Origin of the sequence: Rhizobium indigoferae (assembly GCF_034554815.1) — a bacterium.
GTDB classification, from domain to species: Bacteria; Pseudomonadota; Alphaproteobacteria; order Rhizobiales; family Rhizobiaceae; genus Rhizobium; species Rhizobium leguminosarum.
Genome location: NZ_CP140635.1, coordinates 3223623 through 3248870, shown reverse-complemented (window position 1 = coordinate 3248870; position 25248 = coordinate 3223623). Strand labels below are relative to the sequence as shown.

The 25248-nt window shown below is 61.0% G+C and carries 23 protein-coding genes; 14 read left to right on the top strand and 9 right to left on the bottom strand.

Annotation, left to right across the window (positions count from 1 at the left end; translation table 11 throughout):
- Nucleotides 1-138 precede the first annotated feature (138 nt).
- Together U5G49_RS16320 and U5G49_RS16315 are read left to right on the top strand one after the other, a co-directional pair.
- The gene (locus tag U5G49_RS16320) at nt 139-1086 is read left to right on the top strand and encodes a dihydrodipicolinate synthase family protein (RefSeq protein ID WP_018243161.1); all 948 of its coding nucleotides are present in this window, start codon (nt 139-141) and stop codon (nt 1084-1086) included.
- Between the two features lie 197 nt (nt 1087-1283).
- Nucleotides 1284-2669, top strand: coding sequence for an MFS transporter (locus U5G49_RS16315; protein ID WP_018446771.1), 1386 nt, complete (start codon nt 1284-1286; stop codon nt 2667-2669).
- Nucleotides 2670-2898: 229 nt separating this feature from the next.
- Here the strand turns inward: U5G49_RS16315 and U5G49_RS16310 are convergent, their stop codons facing one another.
- On the bottom strand, nt 2899-3207 hold the full coding sequence (locus tag U5G49_RS16310; protein WP_193443362.1) for a hypothetical protein: 309 nt from the start codon (nt 3205-3207) through the stop codon (nt 2899-2901).
- 317 nt (nt 3208-3524) lie between these two features.
- On the opposite strand from U5G49_RS16310, the gene U5G49_RS16305 reads away from it, so the two are divergent.
- The gene (locus tag U5G49_RS16305; RefSeq protein WP_193443364.1) at nt 3525-6884 is read left to right on the top strand and encodes a PAS domain-containing hybrid sensor histidine kinase/response regulator; all 3360 of its coding nucleotides are present in this window, start codon (nt 3525-3527) and stop codon (nt 6882-6884) included.
- Nucleotides 6885-6986: 102 nt separating this feature from the next.
- Here U5G49_RS16305 and argS read toward each other — a convergent pair whose 3' ends face one another.
- From argS to mnmD, 3 genes are all read right to left on the bottom strand, one after another.
- The gene (argS, locus tag U5G49_RS16300; protein WP_052215249.1) at nt 6987-8690 is read right to left on the bottom strand and encodes an arginine--tRNA ligase; all 1704 of its coding nucleotides are present in this window, start codon (nt 8688-8690) and stop codon (nt 6987-6989) included.
- A gap of 287 nt (nt 8691-8977) precedes the next feature.
- On the bottom strand, nt 8978-9172 hold the full coding sequence (locus U5G49_RS16295; RefSeq protein ID WP_047618729.1) for a hypothetical protein: 195 nt from the start codon (nt 9170-9172) through the stop codon (nt 8978-8980).
- Nucleotides 9173-9243: 71 nt separating this feature from the next.
- Nucleotides 9244-9972, bottom strand: coding sequence for a tRNA (5-methylaminomethyl-2-thiouridine)(34)-methyltransferase MnmD (mnmD, locus tag U5G49_RS16290; protein ID WP_047618727.1), 729 nt, complete (start codon nt 9970-9972; stop codon nt 9244-9246).
- Here mnmD and U5G49_RS16285 point away from each other — a divergent pair.
- The 8 genes from U5G49_RS16285 (at nt 9971) to U5G49_RS16250 (ending at nt 15471) form a co-directional block, all read left to right on the top strand.
- A complete protein-coding gene (locus tag U5G49_RS16285) occupies nt 9971-11149 on the top strand; it encodes an NAD(P)/FAD-dependent oxidoreductase (protein WP_193443366.1) in 1179 nt (392 codons plus the stop codon). The two genes, mnmD and U5G49_RS16285, sit on opposite strands and share 2 nt — an antisense overlap.
- 114 nt (nt 11150-11263) lie before the next feature.
- Nucleotides 11264-11971 (top strand): DUF1045 domain-containing protein, encoded by a 708-nt coding sequence (locus U5G49_RS16280; protein WP_193443368.1) that lies wholly within the window; start codon nt 11264-11266, stop codon nt 11969-11971.
- Between the two features lie 115 nt (nt 11972-12086).
- A complete protein-coding gene (gene puuE / locus U5G49_RS16275; protein WP_018243154.1) occupies nt 12087-13010 on the top strand; it encodes an allantoinase PuuE in 924 nt (307 codons plus the stop codon).
- Nucleotides 13010-13510: a 2-oxo-4-hydroxy-4-carboxy-5-ureidoimidazoline decarboxylase gene (uraD, locus tag U5G49_RS16270; protein WP_193443370.1), complete on the top strand. Its 501-nt coding sequence runs from the start codon at nt 13010-13012 to the stop codon at nt 13508-13510. Before puuE ends, uraD begins: the two co-directional genes overlap by 1 nt.
- The gene (locus tag U5G49_RS16265) at nt 13507-13869 is read left to right on the top strand and encodes a HepT-like ribonuclease domain-containing protein (RefSeq protein WP_018243152.1); all 363 of its coding nucleotides are present in this window, start codon (nt 13507-13509) and stop codon (nt 13867-13869) included. The genes uraD and U5G49_RS16265 overlap by 4 nt, the downstream gene beginning before the upstream one ends.
- A 4-nt stretch (nt 13870-13873) precedes the next feature.
- Nucleotides 13874-14374 (top strand): ureidoglycolate lyase, encoded by a 501-nt coding sequence (locus tag U5G49_RS16260; protein ID WP_032980743.1) that lies wholly within the window; start codon nt 13874-13876, stop codon nt 14372-14374.
- Complete coding sequence (gene uraH, locus U5G49_RS16255) at nt 14371-14727, top strand: hydroxyisourate hydrolase (RefSeq protein ID WP_003541961.1); 357 nt, start codon at nt 14371-14373, stop codon at nt 14725-14727. Before U5G49_RS16260 ends, uraH begins: the two co-directional genes overlap by 4 nt.
- 3 nt (nt 14728-14730) lie before the next feature.
- Nucleotides 14731-15471, top strand: coding sequence for a metallophosphoesterase family protein (locus tag U5G49_RS16250; RefSeq protein ID WP_193443372.1), 741 nt, complete (start codon nt 14731-14733; stop codon nt 15469-15471).
- Nucleotides 15472-15613: 142 nt separating this feature from the next.
- On the opposite strand, the gene U5G49_RS16245 is transcribed toward U5G49_RS16250, so the two are convergent.
- The 4 genes from U5G49_RS16245 to U5G49_RS16230 all read right to left on the bottom strand — a co-directional run bounded on the left by U5G49_RS16245 (nt 15614) and on the right by U5G49_RS16230 (nt 20010).
- Nucleotides 15614-17359, bottom strand: coding sequence for a flotillin family protein (locus tag U5G49_RS16245; RefSeq protein WP_193443374.1), 1746 nt, complete (start codon nt 17357-17359; stop codon nt 15614-15616).
- A complete protein-coding gene (locus U5G49_RS16240; RefSeq protein ID WP_193443376.1) occupies nt 17356-18003 on the bottom strand; it encodes an OB-fold-containig protein in 648 nt (215 codons plus the stop codon). The genes U5G49_RS16245 and U5G49_RS16240 overlap by 4 nt, the downstream gene beginning before the upstream one ends.
- Nucleotides 18004-18008: 5 nt before the next feature.
- Complete coding sequence (locus U5G49_RS16235) at nt 18009-19166, bottom strand: PspA/IM30 family protein (protein WP_193443378.1); 1158 nt, start codon at nt 19164-19166, stop codon at nt 18009-18011.
- A 232-nt stretch (nt 19167-19398) separates the two neighbouring features.
- On the bottom strand, nt 19399-20010 hold the full coding sequence (locus U5G49_RS16230; RefSeq protein ID WP_193443380.1) for a CDP-alcohol phosphatidyltransferase family protein: 612 nt from the start codon (nt 20008-20010) through the stop codon (nt 19399-19401).
- Between the two features lie 202 nt (nt 20011-20212).
- Here U5G49_RS16230 and U5G49_RS16225 point away from each other — a divergent pair, with 202 nt between their 5' ends.
- From U5G49_RS16225 to U5G49_RS16215, 3 genes are read left to right on the top strand one after another with little or no spacing between them, the layout of a single operon-like run.
- Complete coding sequence (locus U5G49_RS16225; protein WP_193443382.1) at nt 20213-21997, top strand: bifunctional alpha/beta hydrolase/class I SAM-dependent methyltransferase; 1785 nt, start codon at nt 20213-20215, stop codon at nt 21995-21997.
- Between the two features lie 9 nt (nt 21998-22006).
- On the top strand, nt 22007-23335 hold the full coding sequence (locus U5G49_RS16220; RefSeq protein ID WP_193443384.1) for a phosphatase PAP2/dual specificity phosphatase family protein: 1329 nt from the start codon (nt 22007-22009) through the stop codon (nt 23333-23335).
- Entirely contained in the window at nt 23332-23772 is a 441-nt protein-coding gene (locus U5G49_RS16215) for a hypothetical protein (RefSeq protein WP_193443386.1), read from the top strand. Before U5G49_RS16220 ends, U5G49_RS16215 begins: the two co-directional genes overlap by 4 nt.
- A gap of 250 nt (nt 23773-24022) precedes the next feature.
- Here U5G49_RS16215 and U5G49_RS16210 read toward each other — a convergent pair whose 3' ends face one another.
- Nucleotides 24023-25165 carry an alpha-hydroxy acid oxidase gene (locus U5G49_RS16210; protein ID WP_128412321.1) on the bottom strand — a complete coding sequence of 381 codons (1143 nt, stop codon included), beginning with the start codon at nt 25163-25165 and terminating at the stop codon, nt 24023-24025.
- Between the last annotated feature and the right edge of the window lie 83 nt (nt 25166-25248).

Here is a 25248-nt window from a genome sequence, read left to right as displayed (position 1 = left end):
AAGACGCCGCGGCTCTCTCAGCATGCACCAAAAAAGATATTGACTCCAGAGATTTCGAGAACGATAGTGGGAACGTTCCCGTAAACGATCCTATATCGATCGCGAGCGAACTGCGATCGCACGAAGGAGGAGACCAACATGCAACCGATGGATATGCGCGGGCTGAGCCCGGCCCCCGTTACCGCTTTCACCCGCGACGGTGAAGTTGATCACAAAGCCAACGCCAAACTCGCCAAATGGCTGGTCTCGATGGAAGGCGTCAAAAGCCTCGTCATCCTCGGTCATGCCGGCGAGGGCACCTTCCTCACGGAAGAGGAGCGCCTTGCTCTCATCCACACTTATGTTGAAGCAGTCGACGGTGCCGTTCCGATCATTGCCGGGATTACCGGTGAAGGCACGAAGGTCGCCGCTGAAGAGGCTAGGAAATGCAAGGCCGCTGGTGCCACCGGCGCACTCGTCTATCCCAACCACGGCTGGCTGCGTTTCGGCTTTCAGAAGGGAGCGCCTCAGGATCGCTACAAGGCAATCTGGCAGGAGTCTGGCCTTCAGTGCATCCTGTTCCAATATCCCGACGCCACCAAGGCATCATACGATCTCGATACACAGCTTGCGATTGCCACACAGGAAGGCGTCGTCGCCACCAAGAACGGCGTGCGCAATATGAAGCGCTGGTATGTCGAAATTCCGGAGCTGAAGAAGGCCAATCCAAAGCTGCAGGTTCTGAGCTGCCACGATGAATGGCTGCTGCCAACCATGTTCGATGTCGACGGTCTGCTCGTCGGTTATGGCAATATCGCGCCCGAGCTGCTCATCGACCTGATCAAAGCTGGCAAGGCGCAGGACTATCCGGAAGCGCGCAAGATCTTCGAGCGCCTTCTTCCGGTGACGCGTGCCGTCTATCATCGCGGCTCTCATATGGAAGGCACCGTGGCCCTGAAACTCGGCCTCGTGCACCGCGGTATCCTTGACCACGCTACGATCCGCGAGCCGCTGAAGAGCCTTGGCGAAAAGGCCGAAGCGGAGATCTTTGCTGCCTTCGACGCCGCCGGTATCGGTCGCGTTGACCAGTTGCTGGCTGCCGAGTGACCTCTTTGACGCCCCTGCGCAGGTCGCAGGGGCGCATTCCGAAGGGAGGAGGAAACCATGGAAACTCGCCGAGGCAAACTTGAACGTCTTTGCAGGCCATTGCTCTGACAGGACGAACTGACGCGCAGTAGCAACCATCAAGCAGGAGCGCCCCTGGCCGGGAGAGTGGTAGGCCACGGGGCGAGAAGGAGGAACCAATGAATGTCATGCAGCCTATGCCGGCTGAGACGGCGAATGCCGCTGATCCTCAGGCCGAAATCAGCGCTCGTCTGGAGCGCCTTCCCATCACCCGCGAGGTATTCTGGGCGCGCAATATCGTCGGCGCGGCAACATTCTTCGACGGCTACACGGTCATCGCCATCGCTTATGCCATGCCCGTCCTCGTCCGCGAGTGGGGCCTGACACCCTCACAGACAGGCATGATCCTGTCGATGGGCTATCTGGGGCAGTTGATCGGTGCGATCCTGTTTGGCTGGCTTGCCGAGAAGGTCGGCCGGCTGAAAGTCCTTCTGTTCACGATCCTGCTCTTCGTCAGCATGGATGTCGCATGCCTGTTCGCTGCCGGGGCCGGCATGATGATGGCCTTTCGTTTCGTCCAGGGGATCGGCACCGGCGGCGAGGTTCCGGTCGCCAGCGCCTATATCAACGAGTTGATCGGGTCGAAGGGGCGCGGCAAGTTCTTCCTCCTCTATGAGGTCATGTTCCTGCTAGGCCTCGTCGGCGCCGGGCTGATCGGCTACTTCATGGTACCGGTTTACGGCTGGAAGGCGATGTTCGTCGTCGGTCTCGTTCCCGCAATCATCATGATTCCTCTGCGCTGGTTCCTGAAGGAATCACCGCGTTGGCTGGCTGCCAACGGCCGCTATGGCGAAGCAAACGCTATCGTCACCCGCATGGAAGAGAGTGCCCGCGCAGCCGGCAAGGAACTGCCCGAGCCGAAGCTCATCCAGGCGCCGGTCCGCCGCAAGTCGGACTGGCGCGAGCTCTTCCAGGGCATTTACCTGAAGCGGACGCTTTCCATCTGGGCAATGTGGTTTACCGCCTATACGGTGGCCAACGGTACGATCACCTGGCTGCCGACCCTGTATCGACAGGTCTTCAATCTGCCGCTTCAAACCAGCATCTTCTATGGTTTCCTGACGTCGGTCGGCGGCGTGATCGCCGCCGTCATCTGCGCGCTGCTCATTGACAAAGTGGGACGCAAGCGCTGGTACACCGGTGCACTGCTTCTCGCTCCCGTGCCGCTGCTGGCTCTCGCATGGCTCGGCGCGACGTCTCCCATCCAGGTTCTGGTTCTTGCCGGTCTCGCTTATGCGATTGTCCAGACCGTCACATTCTCCCTGTACCTATACTCGGCAGAGATCTACCCAACGCGCCTCAGGGCACTGGGAACAGGAACCGGCAGCGCCTGGCTTCGCTTGGGATCATCGACCGGTCCGATCCTCGTCGGCACGGTGATGTCTTCCATGGGCATCCAGTATGTCTTTGTGAGCTTCGCAGCCATTCTGATCGTCGGTGCGATCATCACGGTGTTGTTTGCGGTCGAAACCAAGGATCGCGTGCTGGAGGAGCTTTCTCCGTAATGGTTGAAAATGCGATCTGATCGGCTTGGAGCTGGCGGATGAAAATCCGCCAGTTTCATTTGATTGTCGTTCCGACTACTGCATCATTCCTTAAATCGGAATCGATTTAAGGATAAAATTATGCATAAATTCAAAGCGTTACAGCATCCTCTGTACGTCTGAAAAGACGCGCGGCGCTGTAATTTGACCGGCGCCGACGAGAGGTCAGGCGACGCCGGATGCGGTTCCGCTATCGCTGGCAAACTTTGACGCGATAGGGATTGCCCCAATCGTCGTGCAACCATTCGAAATGGCAATAGTCCGACCGATAGTAAGTCCGGTAAACGGGGTAGGGGCGGTAAGCGGGATAAGCGGGATAGACCGGGTAGGCGGGACGGGCGGCCTCCGACAGCAGGGCGCCGCCAACGACGCCGGCGGCAAGGCCGCCCCAGAAGGCATCGCGTGGACGGGCATCGGCGGTGGTGGCGGTGGCGAGCGAGGCGCCGGCGAAGGTCAGGGCGATCAGGCCCGTCGCCATGGTCTTATGAAAAACGGACATGGTATTTTCCTTTCATGGGCATGGCTTCCATAAAGCCATGCCGAGACTCGGCCCGGATCGCGGCGGCGCAATGGCCGCGCAAGCGGCTCCGGCATTAAATTTTCGTCATGATTTCAAGGGATCCCGACGTCGAAAGAATTATTGCGAGCGTTCTTTCAGTCTCGTGCAAGCCGGGGCTGGTAATCTCGAATTATCTTCAGCTTGGTGAGCCGCCTCGTAAAATTCCGCTGTCGAAATTTATGGTTAAAACCTTGTTAAAAGCCTTGGCGTTATAGTTTTTGTAGTCGATATTTCATTCATTGCGGGAGCGATATTTTTTGAAATCAGCCGGGGAACTTTTGGAGTTGGCTTGTCGCCGGATCGCTGATCTGGATACCCCGGCCTATGTCAAGAACAGCGAGTTACGCTATGTCGCCGTCAACGAGGCCTATGCCCGTTTTCTGGGTCGCGAAATCTCCGATTTCATCGGCAGGCGCAGCCGCGAGCTTCTCGACCGTCCCGAGGAAGAGGATCGTGAGGACAAGGAGCGCCGCGCGCTGGTATTCGGCACTGAGGAAAACGCAATCTGCTTCGATGCGGCGGGCCTCAGCCATGAACGCATCCAGATAGAAAGCTTTTCGCCATCGCTGGACCGGGCTTACGTGCTCGGCATTTTCGAAGTGCGCGCCGCGCCGCGCCGCGCCGCCGACGATAGCGACGACGCCGCCGATTTCGCCCGCGTGCGCGAGGCACTGGAACAGCTCGACCATCCGATTGGCATATTTGCCGAGGATGGCCGGCCGCTGGTCGTCAACGCCGCCTATCGCAACGACGCAAAGCCTGCGGCTGTCAGCGACACGGCCTGGCATGAGAGCGTCAACGAGCTCGACCTGCTGCGTACCATCCTGGAGGACCTCCCGGTCGCGGCCTTCGTGCGCGACGAGAAGCATCGCCTCGTCTATGCCAATCAATATTACGAAACCTTCAGCGGCCATAGCCGTTCTCGGGTCCTTGGGATGACCGAACACGAAATGTTCGGTCCGGAAGGCGGCGAGGCGATCTACCAGGAAAACCTGCTGGCGTTGGAGGGAGGCAAGTCGAAGGAGATCGAAAGCCTGCTGCCGAGCAAGGACGGCCATATCTATTCCGTCCTCTCGCGCGTCAACCGCGTTGTGACAGCGGATGGTCGGCCCTATGTCGTCGGCTCCTTTTCAGACATCTCGCCACTCAAGGAACGAGAGAAGGCGCTGATCGAGGCGCAGAAGCAGGAAGAGGTGCTGCACCGGGATATCGAGAATATCCTACGCTCGCTTCCGATCGGCGTGCTGATCCTCGATAACGACCACCGGATCCTCTCCGTCAACGACGAGTTCTACAGCATCTGGGAGTTGCCGCTCGACGATCCCTTCGACGGCCGCCCCTTCATCGATGTCATCCGCCGCAATTATGAGCTCGGTCGCTACGACGGCACACAGACGCCCGAGGAGATCTACGCTTTCCGCAAGCACCTGTTCGAAACCGAGGAGCCCGAGCCGATCGAGCTCGGCTGGGCGGGTGGCAAATCCGTCATTTTCGACAGCCGCCGTATCTCAAACGACCGGATACTGCTGACCTATGCCGACATCACGGCAGTGCGTGAGCGGGAAAATGAGGTCCACGAGGCCCGTGCCGCGCTGGAGCATCTCGGCGAGATGATGCGCGACGCGACACACGCCATGCCGCAGGGCCTCGCCATCGTCCAGGACGGCATTATCAAGATGTCTAATGAGGCGCTGGCTCATATCCTGGAGATTCCCGCCACCTATATCGAGACCGGGCAAGGTTGGCTCGGCATGTTCGAGTTCTGCGCTGCGCGTGGCGACTTCCACGAGGACGCGGCCGAGATTCTGCAGGGTTGGCGCGACAATATCGCGGCGAGGTTGCCCATCTCCACTGCCTTCCATGTCGGCGGCGAGCGCTGGGTGAACATGGATGCAACGGTCAGCCGAGGACAGCATTGGGTGGCGCTTTTTACCGATGTCACCGAACTCAAGAGCCGCGAAGAGGAACTGCGCCAGCTGCTGTCGCGCGCCGAAGCAGCCGACCGCGCCAAATCCGAATTCCTCGCCAATATGAGCCACGAGATTCGCACACCGATGAACGGCGTGCTTGGGATGGCGGAACTGCTTGCCAAGACCAATCTCGATACGCGCCAGAAGACCTTCGTCGATATCATCGTCAAGTCGGGCAATGCGCTGCTGACGATCATCAACGATATCCTCGACTTCTCGAAGATCGATGCCGGGCAGATGAAACTGCGCAAAGCCGCCTTCGATATCACCGAAGCGGTGGAGGACGTAGCGACACTCTTGTCCTCGCACGCGGCCGAGAAGAACATCGAGCTCCTGGTGCGAGCCGCTCCCGATTTGCCCGCTGCGGTCATTGGCGACGCCGGGCGCTTCCGCCAGATCGTCACCAATCTCGTCGGCAACGCTGTCAAGTTCACCGAGCGCGGCCATGTCTTTGTCGATGTCGGCTTCCAGCCGGCCGCAGGCGGCGAGATCATGGCGAGCATCCGCATCGAGGATACTGGTATCGGCATTCCGTCGGAGAAGCTCGAATCGGTCTTCGACAAGTTCTCGCAGGTGGATGCCTCATCGACCCGGCGGCATGAGGGTACAGGCCTCGGTCTTGCGATCACCGCCGGGCTCGTCGACCTCTTCGGCGGTTATCTCAGTGTCGAGAGCGAATGGGGCAAGGGTTCGGTCTTCACCGTCAACCTGCCGTTTGCGGTTGCGGCGGCCCGCCTTGAGCCGAAGCCGTTGCCGATCAACGTGCAGGGTGCGCGCATCCTCGTCGTCGACGACAATGAAGTGAACCGGCGAATCCTGACCGAACAGCTGTCCCTTTGGGGCTTCGACGGCGTGGCCGCCGAAGGCGGCGGTACCGGTCTTGCGATTCTGGAGGCGGCGGCCAATCTCGGCGTCACCGTCGATGCCGTCGTGCTCGATTATCACATGCCCGATATGAACGGCGCCGATGTCGCGCGCAGGCTACGAGCCGATCCCCGCTTCGTCGAACTGCCGATCATCTTCCTGACGTCGATGGATATTTCCGGCACGGAAAAGGAATTCGCGGCGCTGAACGGCCACGCGCATCTGATGAAGCCGGCGCGCGCCAACGTGCTGCGCAACACCGTCGTCGAGGTGGTGCGCGCCAGCCGCGTCAAGCAGGCATCCGAGGCCGAGATTGCCCGGCTGCAGACGGAAGTGGCCGTGCAGGCGCCCGCGCCTGCGCCGCAGAAGCGAACCGCTGAATTCGTCGACGTGCTCGTCGCCGAGGACAACGAGGTCAACCAGATCGTCTTCACACAGATCCTGCAAGGCACGGGTCTTTCCTTCCTCGTCGTCGACAATGGCGAGGAGGCGGTCGCCGCCTGGGAGCGGTATACGCCGCGCATTATCATGATGGACGTCTCAATGCCCGTCATGAACGGCCATCAGGCGACCCAGACGATCCGCGCGCGCGAAAACGGGCAGGGGCACCGGGTGCCGATCATCGGCGTCACCGCCCATGCGCTCGAAAGCGACCGCGAGCTCTGCCTCGATGCCGGCATGGACGACTACATGTCGAAGCCGATCAGTCCCGAACTGCTCGAGGAAAAAATCCGCCAGTGGCTCGGAACGAGCGAGCAGCAGCCGGAGCGCACCAGCTACTGATCTGCGCGAATTGGGTAACAACTGCCGCCGGCCTTGGGATCCGATCTCTTGTGGACGTCAGCCATCCGACTGCCGCTTTCGGATGCCTCCACAAGCAAAGGGTCACATCCTTCGCACTGTTTCCATTCCGAGAAGCTCGAGACACTTCCCAATCACTTGCCCAACCAGCTTGCAGGTGGCGAGACGTCCGGGTGGATCTTCTCCGCTCAGCACCGTGCAGTCCGTGTAGAAGCGGCTGAAAGTGTCTGCCACCTGGTATGCCCGTTCGGCGATCTCGAACGGCTCAAGCTGCCGGGCGGCCTCGGATAGGGAATACGGATACCAGAGACATTCGACGAGCACCGCCCGTTCCGACGGATGACTGACCGAGACCTTGACGCTTGGAACGATGCCCGCTGAGGCTGCTTTGTTGAGGATCGAACAGATCCTGGCGTAGGCATATTGCAGGTACGGCCCCGTCCGTCCCTCGAAAGAAGTCATCCTGTCGATATCGAAGACGTATCCAGTCTTCCTCGGGATGGAGAGGTCGGCGAACTTCAGCGCGCCGAGGCCAACCACGGTCGCCGTGTCCTTGTCCGTCACTTTCTCCGCGGCCTTCGCAAGTGCCAGCTCGATCATGCCGCTGAGCGACGCCGCGGAGCCGTCACGGGTCTTAAACGGCTTCCCGTCCCATCCCCGGACGGTACCGAAGGTCGCGTGTCGCAACTCAATACCGTGAGCATATCCTGCCGAACGCGCAGCCGAGAAAACGCTCCCGATGTGGAGCGCTTGGCGGTCATCGGTGCAATAGATGATCCGCTGCGCGCCGATATCCCGCACCCGCCGCCGCATGGTCGCCAGATCCGTCGTGCCGTAAAGCGCGGCACCATCGCTCTTCCGCAGCAAAAGCGGCGGGACGTTGTCGGGAAGTCCATCGCCGGAGACGTCGATGACCAGCGCTCCGTCGCTCTCCCGGGCAAGCCCGCGTGACACGAGGTCGTCGAGCATGGGGGCGACCTCGGAGTGGGCGTCGCTTTCGCCGAGAAACAGATCGAAATGCGCCCCGAGCTGTCCGGCGGTGGCTGACACTGCATCGAGGGAGATTTCCCGCATCCGCCTCCACGCGGTCGTGAGGATGGGGTGGCCGTCCTGGAGCATGTTCGTAAGCAACCGGGCGGTCGCAAGCGCGGTATCGTCCTCGCTGGCCGCATTGCCGGACTTGTAAAGTATCCCGAGCTCCCCGACCGACATCCCGTCGAAGGAAAAGTCTTCGATGAAAGGCACGGGATCCCCGTTCTGCCAGCCGGAGGCGATGGCGGCGCCGTGCAGGAGCTTGCCCATCTGCAGACCCCAGTCACCTAGGTGGATGTCCGAGATCACGTCGTGTCCGATCTCGACCAAAATGCGCCGGAGGCTCTCACCGATGACGAATGACCGGAGGTGCCCGACATGTAGGGCCTTCGCGACATTGGGGCCACCGAAGTCGATGACGGTGCGGACGGGGACCTCCTTCGCGACGCCGAGCGCGGGGTCTCCCAGCATCGCGGTCGCCTCTGCGGCAATGGCCTCGTCCGACAACCGGAAATTCACGAAACCTGGACCTGCGACGGACACGTCGTCGAAGACGTCGTTGCACGCCGCTGCGGCGACGGAGGCGGCCAGCTCGCGCGCGTTCTTCCGAGTTGCCTTGGCGAGCCGCATCATGTCGTTGCTCTGGAGGTCGCCGAATTCAGGCTTCGTTGACCGGACGACGGAGGGGACGGCTTCGAGGCCATTCAATTTATATGCGGATGCGAGTGCGGCGAGCGCGGCCGATTTCACGGACATGAATCATTCCCTTGACTGCATGGCTGAAGGTTCGCGGAAGCTTGAGAGCTTCAGCGTCGTCTTCGCACAGTCTTTGGAACGCTATTCTCCATGTCGGGCCTTATGAGTTCGGTCTGTCGATAGACCGTCGCGACGCCGAATGCAATCTTTGCGATAAGACAAATTACGGGACGGAAATCCGAGATTAGAACCATTCGCAACATTCATGTGGCGATCCTGTGAGGTAGCAACGCAAAGTCCAGCGGCCGTTGCTACCTAGTTGCAGATCTTTGCGGGAAACGGGACAATCACGAACGGTCGTTGTATTTGGCCGCAAGACGCGCGGCGACATCGCTGATGGGCTTGATGCGGCCTGCTTCTGTGTCGGCGATCCCCTGGTCTATTGCCAAATGGAGCGCTATCAGCCGTTCTTTCGGCTCCGATTTCACGCGTCCATTCACACGGTTGTCAAGTTGCGGTTCAGAATTCGTTATGCTTGCCATATCCTTTCCTACCAGGAAATAGTCGCGCGAAACGACAAAAGTTAGCAGCCTCCGCGATTGACTCGACAAGCTTATCCACTGGGTTCTTTGATACCACAGAGCATTTCGCGCTTGCCGGCGAAGCCTTGGCGGCGCTCGACGGCAAAACCCGCGGCGATGAGATTGCGGCGCACGAAACCGGCAGCCGCATAGGTGGCGAAGGTGCCGCCGGCTGCGCTTTTCTCGCAGACGAGCCGCATCAGTTCCTCCGACCACATATCGCTGTTGCGCGACGGGGCGAAGCCGTCGAGATACCAGGCGTCGAAGTCGTCTTCGGCTGCCGCGACGCCGTCCAAGGCATAGCCGCATACGACGCTGAGCGTCGTCTGGGCGTCGAGATCGAGTCGCACGATACCGGCCGGTATTTCCGGCCAAGCCGCCGTCAGCACCGGACGTTCGGCATCGATCTCCGGCCAGTGCGACAGCGCCCGGCCGATTTCTTCGCCGCGCATCGGGTGGAGTTCGAAGGAGGTGAAATGCAGGTGCTGGCCGTCGGCACGGTGGAGCTTCCATTGCCGCCAGGTTTCGGCGAAGTTCAGGCCGGTGCCGAAGCCGAGTTCTCCGATCCGGAATCTCTGCCGCCCGTTCCAGCGCTCCGGCAGGCCGTTACCGGCAAGAAAAACGTGGCCGCATTCCAGCCGCCCATCGGTCTGGCAATAAAAATGATCGCCAAAGGCGGTGGAATAGGGCATATCGCCGTCGCGCCATTCGAGCGGCTGCGGCGCGCCCGCGCCAATCTGATCGGGGTTCACGTCTGTCATGGAAAAAGCCGATAGTCCTCAGCCGGTCTCAGGTCAATCATCCTCAGAATTGCTGATCGTCGGCGGCGGCATCATGGGGCTCTGGGCGGCCGTCCATGCCGAGCGCCGGGGCATCCGTACTCTTATTGCTGACGCCGGGAGGTTGGGCGAAGGTGCAAGCGGCGGCCTGCTCGGCGCGCTGATGCCGCATATGCCGGACCGATGGTCGGAGAAGAAGCAGTTCCAGTTCGATGCGCTGGTCTCGCTCGAAGCCGAAATCACAGCGCTCGAAGCCGAGACCGGGCTTTCCTCCGGGTATAACAGGTCCGGACGGCTGATCCCGCTGCCGAAGCCGCATCTCAAAAAAATAGCGCGCGGCCATTTCGAGGACGCTGAACAGCATTGGCGGGTGGGCGAGCGCCGCTTCCATTGGCATGTGCTCGACAGGCCACCGGTCAACGGCTGGATCGAGGCGTCCGCCGGCGAGAGCGGCTTCGTGCACGACACGCTCGCCGCGCGCGTTGCGCCCCGCTTGCTGATCGCAGCGCTTATCGCCTTCCTTCGGCGAGCAAAGCATGTTCGTATCCTGGAGCATGCGACGGTTGCCGGCCCCGATCCTGATCGCGGCACGACCGAAGTCAACGGTGAAACGATCACTTTCAGTCACTGCATCGTGGCCGCCGGCCATCGCTCCTTTCCATTGCTGCAAGAACTGACGCCGGGGCTGAAACAACCGCTCGGCCAGCCGGTCAAGGGGCAGGCAGCACTGTTGAAAGCCGATATTGACCCGGCGCTGCCGACGATCTTTCTCGACGGGCTCTATGTCATCGCGCATGAGGGCGGGCACGTGGCAATCGGCAGCACCAGCGAGAACCGTTTTGACGATCCCAGCTCGACCGACGCCCAGCTCGACGTGCTGATCGAGGCGGCGCGCGGCATCGTGCCGACGCTTCGCGACGCTCCCGTTGTCGAACGCTGGGCCGGGCTTCGTCCGAAGGCGATCGACCGGGATCCAATGATCGGCCGCCATCCCGATCACTGGCGCCTGATCGCGCTGACCGGCGGCTTCAAGGTCAGCTTCGGCCTCGCCCACCGGCTGGCGGAGGCGGCGATATGTATCGCAGGCGATACAGACTGCGGATTTCTGCTGCCGGAAAGCTTCGCAATTTCAAGCCATATTGCGACGGCTTCACGTTAAACGTGAATTAGGCGGCGCTGCGTTTCGTTATTCTGTCATGCAAATCACCTATCTGCTTGCGCATCGACAGCGCCGGATCTCACCGGCGCTCACTTCCTTGATGGAGGAAATTGCATGCGCTATGCCATTTGCTTCACGCCTCCGGCGAGCGATCCGTTGTCGCTCGTGGCCGCCAATTGGCTTGGCCGAAACGTGTTTTCGGGCGATATGATGGAGCCTCCGGCAGTCCGTGGCCTCGGCATTCACGAGATCGCCTTCCATACCGCGGTGCCGCGGCGCTACGGATTTCACGGCGTTTTGAAGGCGCCGTTCCACTTGTCCCGCGACATGCCCGAATCGCAACTCCTGCGCGATCTGATGCGTTTTTCCGGGACCTTTGTTCCCTTCCAGATTCCGCGCATCGAAGTCGCCCGGCTCGGCAATTTCTACAGCCTGCTGCCGAGCACTCCCTGCGAGCAGATCCAGTATCTCGCTTCGGCGATCGTGCAGGAATTCGATCGTTTCCGCGCGCCGCTCAGCGAGGCTGAGATCGAACGCAGCGATCCGGACGGGCTATCGGCGACGCAACTTGCCAATCTGCATCGCTGGGGCAATCCCTACGTGATGGAGGAATTCCGCTTTCATATGCCGGTGACGGGTCCCGTCAACGCGATCGACATGCCGCGCATCGAGCCGGTGTTGCGGACAATCTTCGAGCCTGTCCTCACCGAGCCTGTCACGGTTTCGAACGTGGCGCTGATGATAGAGGAGGGCACGGGCGGTCCTTTCCGCGTTCACTCGCTGCATCCGATGGGCAAGGTCAGCGCGCGCAAAATCGCCTAAGGATGCTGATGAGCTAAAGCCTTGTGCTGCAAAGGCAAAATCCGGCAGAGCAGTTTCCGTCTCGACATTCCGGCTGCGGATGCTACCGTTCCCCGTCTTTTCAGAAGGTGATTTGATGGTATCCGAGACTTATCCGCGCAATCTCGTTGGTTACGGGCGTCTGACGCCTGATCCGAAATGGCCGGACGAGGCACGCGTCGCCGTGCAGTTCGTCATCAACTACGAGGAGGGCGGCGAAAGCTCGATCCTCGACGGCGATCCAGCTTCCGAAAACCTGCTGTCGGAGATCGTCGGTGCGGCCGCGTGGCCAGGGCAGCGCAACCTCAACATGGAATCGATCTACGAATATGGTTCGCGTGCCGGCTTCTGGCGGCTTTGGCGCATGTTCACCGATCTCAAGGTGCAGGCGACCGTCTACGGCGTGACGCTGGCGATGGCCCGCAACCCCGAGGCCGTTGCCGCGATGAAGGAGGCCGGCTGGGAGATCGCCAGCCACGGCTACCGGTGGCTGGAATATAAGGATTTTCCCGAAGATCTGGAGCGCAAACATATCCTCGAAGCCGTGCGACTGCACACCGAACTCACCGGCGTGCGGCCCTACGGCATGTATCAGGGCAAGCCTTCCGACAACACGCTGCGACTGGTGCAGGAGGAGGGCGGTTTCCTTTATTCCTCCGATTCCTACGCCGACGACCTGCCTTACTGGGTGAAGGGCGTCGACGGGAAACCCTTCCTGATCATTCCGTATACGCTTGAAACCAATGATATGCGATTTGCGACGCCGCAGGGCTTCAATGCCGGCGATCAGTTCTTCACCTATCTGAAGGATGCCTTCGATACGCTTTATGAGGAAGGCAAGGCGGGCAGCCCGAAGATGATGTCAGTCGGCCTGCATTGCCGCCTCGTCGGACGTCCGGGCCGGGCAGCGGCGCTGAAACGCTTCATCGAATATGTGCTGAAGCACGACAATGTCTGGATTCCACGCCGCATCGAGATCGCCGAACACTGGCACAAGCACCATCAGCCGGAAGCGCTTTGATGGTGTCGCGCGAGGATTTCGTCTCCCGCTTCGGCGGCGTCTTTGAACATTCGCCTTTCATCGCCGAGCGCGCCTATGACGCCGGCCCCGTGATAGAGCCGCTGACCGTGGCCGGCGTGCATGCGTCGCTGACCGCCATCTTCCGCGCGGCAAGCCCGCAGGAGCGTCTCGGCGTGCTCAACGCCCATCCTGACCTTGCCGGGCGCCTCGCGATATCGGGCGAACTCACCGAGGACAGCCGGAAGGAGCAGGCCGGCGCCGGTCTCGATCGCTTGAGCCCAGCCGAGTATGCCCGATTCACCGAACTCAATTCGATCTATGTCGAAAAATTCGGCTTTCCCTTCATCATCGCCGTCAAGGGGCTTGGCAAGGACGATATCCTGTCGGCGTTCGAAACACGGATCGGCAATGATCGGCATGAGGAATTTGTGACCGCGACGGCGCAGGTCGAACGGATCGCGCTGCTGCGGCTGACATCGATGCTGCCGGAGGCTGAATGAAAGAGCGGCGCGCCATCGACTATCTCAATGAAATGTATGAGGCGGCATCCGAAGCGCTGTCTTTCGTCGGCGGAATGGATGAGGCGGCGTTCGCCGGGGACAAGCTCACCTTCAAGGCTGTTGCCTTCTGCCACTTCACCATCGGTGCGGCGGCGTCCCGACTGCTCGTCAACCATCCGGAATTTGCGACTGAGCATCCCGATCTGCCATGGACGAGAATCTGTGGCATGGGTAACCGTATCCTCGAGGAAGTCTTCGATCTCAGTCCGTCGAACATATGGGAGGCGACCTATCGCACGCTGCCGGAGCTTCTTTCCGCGATCGATGCTGTCCGTTACTGGCATGCCCAAGGCGAATGAAGCCATGTCCGAATTTCTCGAGATCCGCCCGCTCACCAAATCCGCCTTCGCTCCCTTCGGCGAGGTGATTGAGGCCGATCCGGCCTCGATGCGGTTCATCAATGGCGGCACGACGGAGCGTTTTCATGCGCTGGCCACCGCTGATGCGACGGGCGAGGGCGCAGGCGTCATCATCAACCTCTTTCGCGGACAGCCGCGCAGCTTCCCCTATGACGTCGGGATGATGGAGCGCCACCCCCTCGGCAGCCAGAGTTTCTCGCCGGTCTCGGGCCGTCCTTTTCTCGTCGTCGTCTCCGAGGACGAGAACGGCCGCCCGGGCAGGCCGCAGGTGTTTCTGGCGCGCGGCGACCAGGGCGTAAACTACCGCCGCAATGTCTGGCATCATCCGCTGATGGCGCTCGACCAAGCCTCAGACTTCCTGGTCGTCGACCGCGACGGGCCAGGCAACAATCTGGAAGAATTCTTCTTCGAAGCCCCTTTTATCATCAAAGAGCCAGCCCCATGACCGGACTGACCACGCATGTTCTCGACACCGCCCTCGGCAAGCCGGCCGAGGGCCTGAGGATCGATCTTTTTCAGCTCGACGGCGAGATTCGCAGGCATCTGAAGACGGTCGAGACCAATGCCGACGGCCGGGTTGATGGCGGCCCTATCCTCATTGGCGAAAATTTTCGAGCCGGTACCTATGAGCTGGTCTTCCACGCCGGCGATTATCTGAGGGCGAGCGGCACGCCTCTGCCGCATCCGGCCTTCCTCGATCTCGTGCCGATCCGCTTCGGCATTGCCGACGTCACGGCGCATTACCATGTGCCGCTGCTGATTTCGCCCTATGGCTATTCTACCTATCGAGGGAGCTAAAAAATGCGGTTTGCGGCAATTGCCGATATCCACGGAAACCATCTGGCGCTCGAGGCGGTGCTTGCGGATATTCGTGCACAGGGCATCGAGGAGATCGTCAATCTCGGCGATTTCTTTAGCGGGCCGCTCGAAGCCGGCAAGACGGCAGACTTGCTGATGCCGCTCGGCCTGACCTCGATCTGCGGCAATCACGACCGCTACCTGATCGAACGGGATCCGGCGGCGCTGCATGTTTCGGATGCCGCCGCTTATCACCAATTGTCGCCAGCCCATCTCGATTGGATCCGTAGTCTTCCATTCGATACCGTCTATTGCGATGAGGTCTATCTCTGCCATGCGACGCCGAAGGACGACAATCTCTACTGGCTGGAATCCGTTTCGCCGGAGGGTTTCGTCTTCCTGAAGCCGATCGAGGCAATCGAGGCGCTGGCCGACGGCATCGACCTGCCGCTGATCCTTTGCGGCCACAGCCACATCCCCCGCGCTATCAGGCTTTCCGACGGCCGTCTCATCGTCAACCCCGGCAGCGTCGGCTGCGCGGCCTATGACGACGAGCTGCCCTATTACCACAAGGTGGAAGTCGGCCATCCGCTGGCGAGCTACGCCATTCTGGAAAAGACGGCGGCCGGATGGATATGGCAGTTCCGAACGGTCGCCTATGACCATATGGCGATGTCAGCACTGGCCACCGAAAGGGGCCGTGCCGACTGGGCAGGCGCGCTGGCAACGGGTTGGGTGAGATAGAGCATGATGCCGAAAAGTATGTGCGGTTTTCGGGCAACATCATGCTCTAACTAATTAATTTAGAACAAGATTCGGATTTTAGGCCGAACCGGCCTAAAATCTAACCCGGAAAGGCTCTAGTCCAGACCCGCTTTCGCGGCGATCAGTCCTTCTTTGGTGCCGGCTTCGGGGCCGGAGGGATGATCGTTTGTGTCGGGGCTGGGGCCGGTGTTGCCGGCCTTGCCGGGGCTGCGGTGGTTGCCGGTCTTGCGCCATCGAGATTTCCAAGAAGTGATGAGATGGCATCGTCGCCGTCGAAGCCGGCTTCCTTCAGCAATTTGTCGAGGATCGGTTTATTCGCCTGATAGGAGAGGAGCTGGCTGGCCAGCCCTTCGCCGAGCCCGATGCCGTTTCCGCCGGCCGCTCCGTTTCCGCGGCCGAGCATGCCGCCGGTATCGAATATCCTGATATCGGAGATCTTCTCGATCGGCTTGACCGCCTCGGCGAGCGCCTGCGGAATGATGCGGATACGTTCGCGGGTGATCTCGAACTCGATGATAGCAGAGCTCAGCTTGTTGCGAGCGTCGTTGAGCAATGCTTCGCTCTCGGCCGCGGCCTTGCCGGTTTCGAGAATGCCCTTGGCCTTGATGATCGCCGCATCCGCCTCGGCGGTTGCGAGCGTCTTGATGGCCTCGGCCTGGTCGCTTGCTGCCTGCTTTTCGGCCTCCGCGCCGACGGTGACGGCGGTTGCTTCCGTCTCGGCTTTCTTGCGCGCATCAATCACGGCAATCTGCTTTTCGCGTTCGGCAATCTCGATCGCCTTGGCTGTGCCGACTTTTTCCTCTGCCGCGATCGCCAGGGCGCGGGCCGTTTCCGCAGCCGCCTTCGCTTCGGATTCTTCACGGCTTTTGTTGGCAACGGCGATCGCGCTCTCCTGTGCCACGATCTGGAGGTCACGCTTGGCTTCGGTTTCGCGTTGCTGGACGGCGCGGGCGGCGTCGATGTTGGCGCTTTCGCGAGCCTGCTTGGCGGATGCCTCGCGTTCGGCGATCGCCTGTTCGGAGGCGATGCGGGCTTCCTCCTCGGCGCGTTTTGCGGCCTGCTCCTGCTGCGCGGTTTCGGCACGTGTCGCCGCGGATTTGTTGGCGATGTCTCTTTCCTGGCTGAGTTCGGCCTCTCGCTTCGTCCGCTCGATGGTCAGCGATTGCTGGCGGGCCTCGAGATCCTTCTGGGCGATGGCGACTTCGGTGTCGCGAACGATCTCGTTCCGCTCCTTCTTGCGTCCCTCGGTGATGCGGGTCAATGCCGCCAGGCCCTGCGCGTCGAAGAAGTTGTTGGCGTTGAAATGCTTGATATCGGTCTGGTCGAGGCGTGTCAGCGACACGGATTCGAGTTCGAGGCCGTTCGACTGGAGATCGGCGCCGACAGCTTCCTGCACGGCCTTGACGAAATCCATGCGCTGTTCCTGCAGCGCGTCGAGATTCATCGTCGCGGCCACCGAGCGAAGACCGTCGACGAATTTCGCCTCGATCAGGATGCGGAGGGCCTCGGCGTCATTGGTGCGATTGCCGAGTGTCTGAGCTGCAAGCGCAATCGAGGAGGCATCGGGTTTGACGCGCACATAGAACTCGGCGCCGATATCGACGCGCATGCGGTCTTTGGTGATCAGTGCATCGCCTTCGCCGCGGCGAACCTCGAGCCGCAGCGTCTTCAGGTTGACCCGCGCGGTCGAATGGAAGATCGGAAGGACGACCGAACCGCCGTCGAGCACGACCTTCTGGCCGCCGAGACCGGTGCGCACATAGGCCTCATCGCGGCTGGAGCGCGTGTAAAGAGAGGCGAGGACAAAACCGATGCCGAAGATCAGAACAATCCCAATGCCGGCTGGTAGAATAACGTCGTACATCATTGCTGCTCCCTGAAAGATTGATTGTTCGCATCGGTGGGGTCGACCGGCGCGGGAATGGCGATAAACACATTGGCCTTGTGATCGACGAGAAGAACCGAAGCGCCGATCCCAAGCGGACCCTCGCCCTTGGCGGCTCGGGCTCGAAGCACATGCCAGTTTCCGTGCTGATCTTTGACACGGACGCGGCCCGGCAGTCCCTGATCGAGCGGGCCGATCGACACCTCGGCGGTCCGGCCGAGGAAGGCGTCGAGATCGACGGCATAGGTTTCGTCGTGCGGTACGAGCCGCGCCACAGTTCTGCTCGATGCCCTGACCATAGGGATGGTTGCGAGCGCGGCAGGTATGACGGCGATGAAGCTCGGCAGCGGCGCCCAGAGGGCGCTGGCGACGGCCTGCAAGGCAAACCCAGTCATCGCGAAGAATCCGAGTGTCATCATCAGAAGAATCAGCAGGGGAACACCGCCGAGATTGAGCCAGGACAGGTATGCCAGGATGCCGTCATGGCCATGAGCCTCCGGCTTTCCCAGAAAATCCGTCATCGAAAAACCCATGACCATCGCAAGCATCTCGATCGCGGTCAGACCTACAAGCACGGCGGCGGCAATGGCAAAGGGAGCGCATTCGGGAGCGAAGAGAAGGGCCATCGGCGTTACCGGTTATCCGCCTTGAAGCGTGCGAGGCGTGCCTCGATCGCCTGTTCGCGATGCAACCGGTCGAGTTCGTCCAATTCGGAACTATGGGCATGCTCGCCAGTAGGAACCCCGGTCAGCCGAGAGACTGCCGCGGCAGCGCGGGCAGCATCTGCACCCGGTGCGGGCTGGCTGTGGCCGGTCGCGGCGTGTTCTGGATGCCGGGCGATGCTGCGCTTGAAATCGGCAAGGCGGGCGTCCGCCTCGCGGCGCGTGGCGAGGACGGCCTGCAAGGCTTTCTGGCCTTCGTCCACCTGTTCCCTGGCATCGGCCAGCGCCTTGTCGAGCGCTGCGATCTGGGATTCGAGATCGATCTGGCGAGCAACGCCGGCCTTTGCCAGGTCATCCCGCTCTGACGAGACGGCGATGCGGATCTTTTGGTCGAGCGCGTTCAGGTCGTCGACGATTTCGTCCTTGCGGCTCTGGATGCGGTATTCCTCCGCGCGCGCCTTGCCGAGATCGGTGCGGGCCTCATCCGCCGCTGCATCGATCTCGCGGATCGCCTGTTCGATGACGGCGATCTTGTTTACGCCTTCGGCCTTGTCGATCGCCGCATTCGCGATGCCCGCGATCAGACGGCCCATGCGTGAGAGAATGCCTTCGTTCGTCATGTTTTCCTCCATCCGAGCGGAATTCGGCGTAACGCCGATGTGAATCTCGTAGCGATTCTGGCCTGCAACGAGGTAGGCCGGAAAAATACTCTCCCATCCCCTGGAATAACCCGCGACATCGAAGGGCACGGCGACACGTCCGTGCACCGTGGCGATCGTCAGGTCCGAGGGGCCTTTGATGGCGAAGAGCTTGTCATCGAGCGGCAGATGCGGCGGATCGGCGGTGACGCCGCGATTGGCGGCAAAATCGCGAAGGCCGAGCGTGACCAGCCTTGCCGGCAAGCCCGTCTGCTCGCGGACGGTTTCATAGGCAAGGTCATGCAGCACGACGAGATTGGCGCCCGTCCTGTCGGAGACGAGGCCAGTCAGGATTTCGATCATCCTGAGATAGGCGGCAATGGTATCGTCCAGCGCCTGCCGGGCACTGTCGTCAGGCGCCAGCGTGTAGCGCAGCAGCGATGGATGTGGTGTCTTACCTGTGATAACCATAGGTAAAACATAAAGCACCGCTTTTGTGCTTTCAAGGGGTGGCGATGAAAATACAACCTAGGCTTAACGTGCGGTTAGAAGGACTGAGGCAGTGTCCAATATCGAGAGATGTCGCGAGCTGGCGGCAGTGAGCAGCCTTGTGAAAAGATTCACTTCTTGAAGCCCAACGCGTGACCGGCAGCAAAAGCCTCGACACAATTCCGGATCACATGTGCCGATGAAAGAACCGGCAGCAGATCGGCTCGGTTCCCTATCGGGCGGCCGTATGCGCCTCGCGAATACCGGCGCTGATACGGTTGATGGTGGTCCATATGAGAAGTAGAGCCACCACCGCCCAGAGCCACGAAGTCCATGCTGCAAATGTACCACCAACCGCGACAAAGATGCCGAGCGCGCCGAAAAGGACCGCGCGGTCGCTCTTGCCCAGCGGCCCGTCGTAACGCCGGCTTGCCCCGACCGTTTGACCCAGAACGCCGGTAAATTCCGTCAGCGCCGAGAGGAATATGACCGCCATCGCCGGCACAAAGCCGTTCGGATCGATGAGCGCAAACGGCAAATACAGGGCGACATCCGACACGACATCACCGATCTCGTTCAGATACGCGCCTAAAATGCTCTTCTGCCCATGTTCGCGCGCGAGCATGCCGTCGATGGCGTTGAGACCCATGCGCAGGAGAAACCATACAGGCACCAGCAGGAACCAATGCGGCAGCGGGGCGACGCTCAGAAAAAAGCCCAATGCAACCGAGACGGCGGCGGCAACTGAAGTCACCTGATTGGCGGTGACGCCTCGCGCCGCGAGGGAACTCACCAGAGGGCGAAGAATATTCTGAAATCGGGACTTCAATTGATAGACAGACATGCTACCTCATTGGAATTTCGTGCATCGAAATAGTCTATCCCCGCCTCTCGCGGGTGCAGATCATCTTAGTTATGAGGAAAGCCACACTTCATATCGGTTCTCGTAAAGGACTTACATTTGCAACTAGACTTTTGCAATGCAGGCAAATCACTGTTCCCGCCAATGGTTGTAACCCACCCACCAATCAGAATTGGAGAAGACCGTGCTGCAAACTGCCGATAGTGGGCAACCGTCCTCGACGGCCAGACCAATGCATGAATCCGAATTCGCATCGCATGATGGCACTCGACTCTTTTATCGGGCGTGGCCTTCGACGGGCGCTGCACCGAATGGTGTAATCATTCTTCTCCATCGCGGCCACGAGCATAGCGGCCGCGTCACCCACCTTGCCACCGAGCTCGGCCTCGATGATTTTTCCTTCTACGCCTGGGACGCACGCGGCCATGGACGCTCGCCGGGAGAGCGCGGCTATTCGCCATCCTTTGCTGCCTCGGCGCATGATCTCGATTGTTTCGTCCGCCATGTCAGCGAGACAAGCGGTACTGCTGTCGAAGACATCGCCGTCATTGCGCAGAGCGTCGGCGCGGTCCTCGCCGCCACCTGGGTGCACGACTATGCGCCGCCGATCCGTGCGCTCGTGCTTGCCTCACCGGCCTTCAGCGTCAAGCTCTACGTGCCTTTCGCCAAAGAAGGCATTGCACTCTGGGAAAAGGTTAAGGGGACATTCTTCGTCAATTCCTATGTCAAGGCGAGGTTCCTGACGCATGACCCCGAGCGCATCGCCTCGTACGAATCCGACCCATTGATATCTAGGCCAATTGCCTCCAACATCCTGTTGCAGCTCTATGAGGCGGCAGCCCGCGTTGTCGGCGACGCCCGCGCCATCACCGTCCCGACCCAATTGCTGATCTCCGGCAGCGACTGGGTGGTGCGACACGCGCCGCAGCACCGGTTTTACGAAAACCTCGGCAGCCGGATCAAGGAACGGCATGTGCTTGCCGGCTTCTACCATGACACGCTTGGCGAAAAGGAGCGCGCGATTGCCCTGGCCGAAGTCCGCCGTTTTATAGACGCGCGTTTCGCCGAGCCCCGGGCGCCTGCCAACCTTTGCACCGCCCATATCCAGGGCTATACAAAGGACGAGGCCGACCGGCTCGCGAGCCCGCTGGACGCCACATCCCCACGTGGCATCTACTGGGCGCTCAGCCGCCTCAACATCAAGATCGGTGCTTTGGTGTCTGAAGGCATAAAGACAGGGGTCAAGACCGGTTTTGATTCCGGCTCGACCCTCGATTACGTCTACGAGAACAAGCCGCGCGGGCTCGGTCCCGGCGGGCGATTGATCGACAAGGTGTTCCTCGATGCGATCGGCTGGCGCGGCATCAGGCAGCGCAAGCTACACTTGCAGGAACTGATCGACCGCGCGCTGCAGCGCCTGAAAGCAGTCGGCCGCAATACCCACATGCTCGACATAGCGGCCGGGCACGGCCGTTATGTCCTTGATGCGATCGAGACAGCTGCCGTGCGTCCCGATAGTGCGCGGTTGCAGGACTATTCCTCCATCAACGTCGATGCCGGCCGCAAGAGCATTGCGGCGCGTGGACTGAGTGATTTCGTCAGCTTCCGCCAGCAGGATGCCTTTGACTGCGAGGGTCTGGCTGCAATCACGCCGGCTCCGGATCTCGCGATCGTCTCCGGCCTTTACGAGCTGTTTTCCGACAATGCGATGATCGCCGCGTCGCTCAACGGGATCGCCCGCGCGATGCTGCCCGGTGGTCTGCTTGTCTACACCAACCAGCCATGGCATCCACAACTGGAGATGATCGCCCGCGCACTGACCTCCCACCGCGGCGGCGAGGCGTGGGTGATGCGGCGGCGGACGCAAGAGGAAATGGACCAACTGGTCGCCGCAGCCGGTTTCCGCAAGATCGAACAGCGCATCGATCAATGGGGCATTTTCACTGTCTCGCTGGCCGAGAGAGTCTGAGGGCAAAGCGTGGAGAGGGCACGTTCTACTTTTTCCGCGGCAGCACCGGTCCCGAAGCGGGCGGCGCTCTGGCTCGTCTTCCTGGGACCGTTCTTCTATCTGAGCTATGGCGGCGCCAATTGGCTGGCATCGCAACGCGCTCATGTGCCGAACGTCGCCTTCGCATGGGAAAGCGCCATTCCGTTCCTTGGATGGACTATTATTCCATATTGGTCGATCAATCTGTTCTATGCACTCTGCCTGTTCATCAACACGACGCCGCGCGACGTGGATATGCTCGCGCGACGTTATCTGACGATCCAGATAGTGGCCGTCGCCTGCTTCGTCGCGTTTCCGCTCCAAGCGACTTTCGTGCGGCCGGCAACGAGCGGCCTGCCCGGTTTCATGTTCGCCGTCCTCGGTGGCTTCGATAAGCCGTTCAACCAGGCGCCGTCGCTGCATATCGCGCTCCTGGTGGTGATCTGGGATCATCTGCGCGGCCGGTTGCCGCGGAAGGCACGGCTTCTTTGGCACCTTTGGTGCCTCCTGATCGGTGTCTCCGTGCTGACCACGTGGCAGCATCACGTCATCGACATACCGACCGGCATGCTGCTCGGTCTGTCTGCCGTCTGGCTTTTTCCGCGCGATGCCGGGTCGCCTCTCGCGAACTTTGCGATGAGCGGCGATCCAAAGTCGCGCCGTCTCGGCATCTATTATCTGTGCGGTGCCGTCGCATTTTTCGGCCTTGGAGCGCTCTGCACGCCTCTATCGGCCGCAGCGCTTCTGTTGCTCTGGCCGGCTGTTGCGCTGGCGATCGTCGCAGTCGGATATTTCGGCGCCGGTCCGCAGATATTCCAGAAACGCGTCGATGGCCGGGCCACGCTTGCCAGCCGCTGGCTATTGGCACCCTACCGGCTCGGCGCTCTCATCAACATTCGGCTCTGGACCCGGAGAATGCCGGCTTCTGTGGTGATCGCTGACGGCGTCCATCTCGGTCGTTTTCCACGTGGCCACGAGGCCGACCGTTTTGCCACGGTGATCGACATTACCGGCGAACTTCTGCGCCCCGGCGGGACACGCGCGCGCTGGTGCAGCTTTCCCACCCTTGATCTTACAGCCCTCGACAAGATCCAGACGCTCGCCGCAGCGAACCTCGTCGAGGATGCGCGCCAGCAGGGACCGGTCCTCGTCTGCTGTGCGCTAGGTTTCCAGCGGAGCGCCTGCGTTATCGTGGGCTGGCTGCTCATCAGCCGACGTTGCGAAAATCCAGCCGAAGCACTGCGGCTGATCGAACGGGCGGGGTGGCGCGTTCATCTGCCGGCGGAAAGTATCCATGCCATAGCGGAGGGCGTGCAATGACGCAGTGGAATACCACGGCCTCGGCGGCTGCGCGAAATCTCGGCCGCAATTCAATCTTCTGCGGGCTGACAGCGCTGTTGCCACTGATTGTCGGCCCGGTCACCGTGGGATATCGAGGCCTCGCTCCACCGCTCGGCTGGCTTTTGATGCTCGTTTTCTGCGTGATTGTTCTTGCGCTGGCGATCCATCTCCTCTTCGATGCGCTGTTGTTTCGCCTCGCGGCGAGCTACGAGACCGAGACGGCCGGTCTTGCCGCCATCGACGACCTGTTGTCCCGAATGCAGCTTCGCAAGCCTGACCGGATACCGCCTGACCTCGAGAGGCGGATTGCCGGATCGCGCCGCATCGCCTGGCGGCAGCGTTTTGCGCTCGCCATCTCTCTCGTGATTTTCGCGATCCTTCTGCTCGATGCGACCGATGGGCAGCCGCTCTGCTGAATACGACGGCAGGCGATAGATGCGGGTGCTCTCCGGCATGCGTCTGGCAGGTCTTGCCCACGCCATCAGGGACGTTCAGCCAGTGCCGATTTCTCTCCTTGAGCCTCTTTGCTGTTATCTGGCGTTCGAGGTGGAATACCAGAAACGGACGCCCGGACAGCATGCTCTCAGAATCGTGTGCTCAATGACTCAGCAATCGCGACGGCGATTCCGGGATTGGTGACTCTCCTAAGCTGGCTTCTCAAGCAGGTCATTGCCGCCCTGCGATGATCGACGAATTTACGTCATTGATGTCGCGCCTGCCGCAGAGCGCCATGGTGATGTCCATCTCCTTGCGGATGATGCCGAGCGCCAGCGATACGCCTTCCTTGCCCATGGCGCCGAGACCGTAAAGGAAGGGGCGGCCGATATAGGTACCCTTGGCGCCGAGCGCCACGGCCTTCAGCACGTCCTGGCCGGAGCGGATGCCGCCGTCGAGATGGACCTCGATGCGGTCACCAACGGCATCGACGATCTTCGGCAGCATGCTGATCGAGGAGGGGGCGCCGTCAAGCTGGCGGCCGCCGTGATTGGAGACGACGATCGCATCGGCGCCGGTGTCGGCGGCCGCCTTCGCATCCTCCGGATCGAGTATGCCCTTGATGATCAGCGGGCCGCCCCATTGTTCCTTGATCCAGGCGACATCCGCCCAGGACAGCCGCGGGTCGAACTGCTCGTGCGTCCATGCGGAGAGCGAGGCGATGTTGGAGACATTCTTCGCGTGGCCGACGATATTGCCGAAGGTGCGGCGCTTGGTCTGCAGCATATCCAGGCACCAGAAGGGCCGGGTCGCCATCTGCCAGACATGTTTCGGCGTGAATTTCGGCGGCGCCGACAGGCCGTTGCGCAGGTCTTTATGCCGCTGGCCGAGAATCTGCAGGTCGGCGGTCAGCACCAGCGCCGAGCATTTGGCGGCCTTGGCGCGATTGATAAGGTTGAGAACGAAATCCTTGTCCCTCATCACGTAGAGCTGGAACCAGAAGGGGCGCGTCGTCACCGAAGCGACGTCCTCGATCGAGCAGATGCTCATCGTCGAGAGCGTGAAGGGAACGCCGAACTCCTCGGCGGCGCGTGCCGCCAGCATCTCGCCGTCGGCATGCTGCATGCCGGTCAGTCCGGTCGGCGCCAGGGCCACCGGCATCGACACTTTCTGGCCGATCATCGTCGTTTCCAGCGTGCGGTCGGTCATGTCGACCATCACCCGCTGGCGCAGCTTGATCTGGCTGAAATCGCTCTCGTTTGCCGCGTAGGTCGATTCCGTCCAGGCGCCCGAATCCGCATAGTCGAAAAACATCTTCGGCACACGGCGCTGCGCGAGCTTTTTCAGGTCAGCGATGGTGAGCGGAGCGGCCATGAATTGAACCTTCACATCTGAATGCGGCTATCGGCCATAACATGAATTTCGTGGGAGCGTTACGGGAAATTGGCCGTGCCAGG

Coding starts and splice junctions, on each gene's coding strand:
- U5G49_RS16250 (WP_193443372.1), top strand. CDS start 14,731: ATGCGGTTTGCGGCAATTGCCGATATCCACGGAAACCATCTGGCGCTC.
- puuE (WP_018243154.1), top strand. CDS start 12,087: ATGGTATCCGAGACTTATCCGCGCAATCTCGTTGGTTACGGGCGTCTG.
- U5G49_RS16260 (WP_032980743.1), top strand. CDS start 13,874: ATGTCCGAATTTCTCGAGATCCGCCCGCTCACCAAATCCGCCTTCGCT.
- U5G49_RS16280 (WP_193443368.1), top strand. CDS start 11,264: ATGCGCTATGCCATTTGCTTCACGCCTCCGGCGAGCGATCCGTTGTCG.
- argS (WP_052215249.1), bottom strand. CDS start 8,690: ATGTCCGTGAAATCGGCCGCGCTCGCCGCACTCGCATCCGCATATAAA.
- U5G49_RS16215 (WP_193443386.1), top strand. CDS start 23,332: ATGACGCAGTGGAATACCACGGCCTCGGCGGCTGCGCGAAATCTCGGC.
- U5G49_RS16265 (WP_018243152.1), top strand. CDS start 13,507: ATGAAAGAGCGGCGCGCCATCGACTATCTCAATGAAATGTATGAGGCG.
- U5G49_RS16320 (WP_018243161.1), top strand. CDS start 139: ATGCAACCGATGGATATGCGCGGGCTGAGCCCGGCCCCCGTTACCGCT.
- uraD (WP_193443370.1), top strand. CDS start 13,010: ATGGTGTCGCGCGAGGATTTCGTCTCCCGCTTCGGCGGCGTCTTTGAA.
- U5G49_RS16295 (WP_047618729.1), bottom strand. CDS start 9,172: ATGGCAAGCATAACGAATTCTGAACCGCAACTTGACAACCGTGTGAAT.
- U5G49_RS16245 (WP_193443374.1), bottom strand. CDS start 17,359: ATGATGTACGACGTTATTCTACCAGCCGGCATTGGGATTGTTCTGATC.
- U5G49_RS16285 (WP_193443366.1), top strand. CDS start 9,971: ATGGAAAAAGCCGATAGTCCTCAGCCGGTCTCAGGTCAATCATCCTCA.
- U5G49_RS16310 (WP_193443362.1), bottom strand. CDS start 3,207: ATGTCCGTTTTTCATAAGACCATGGCGACGGGCCTGATCGCCCTGACC.
- U5G49_RS16230 (WP_193443380.1), bottom strand. CDS start 20,010: ATGTCTGTCTATCAATTGAAGTCCCGATTTCAGAATATTCTTCGCCCT.
- mnmD (WP_047618727.1), bottom strand. CDS start 9,972: ATGACAGACGTGAACCCCGATCAGATTGGCGCGGGCGCGCCGCAGCCG.
- U5G49_RS16315 (WP_018446771.1), top strand. CDS start 1,284: ATGAATGTCATGCAGCCTATGCCGGCTGAGACGGCGAATGCCGCTGAT.
- U5G49_RS16240 (WP_193443376.1), bottom strand. CDS start 18,003: ATGGCCCTTCTCTTCGCTCCCGAATGCGCTCCCTTTGCCATTGCCGCC.
- uraH (WP_003541961.1), top strand. CDS start 14,371: ATGACCGGACTGACCACGCATGTTCTCGACACCGCCCTCGGCAAGCCG.
- U5G49_RS16210 (WP_128412321.1), bottom strand. CDS start 25,165: ATGGCCGCTCCGCTCACCATCGCTGACCTGAAAAAGCTCGCGCAGCGC.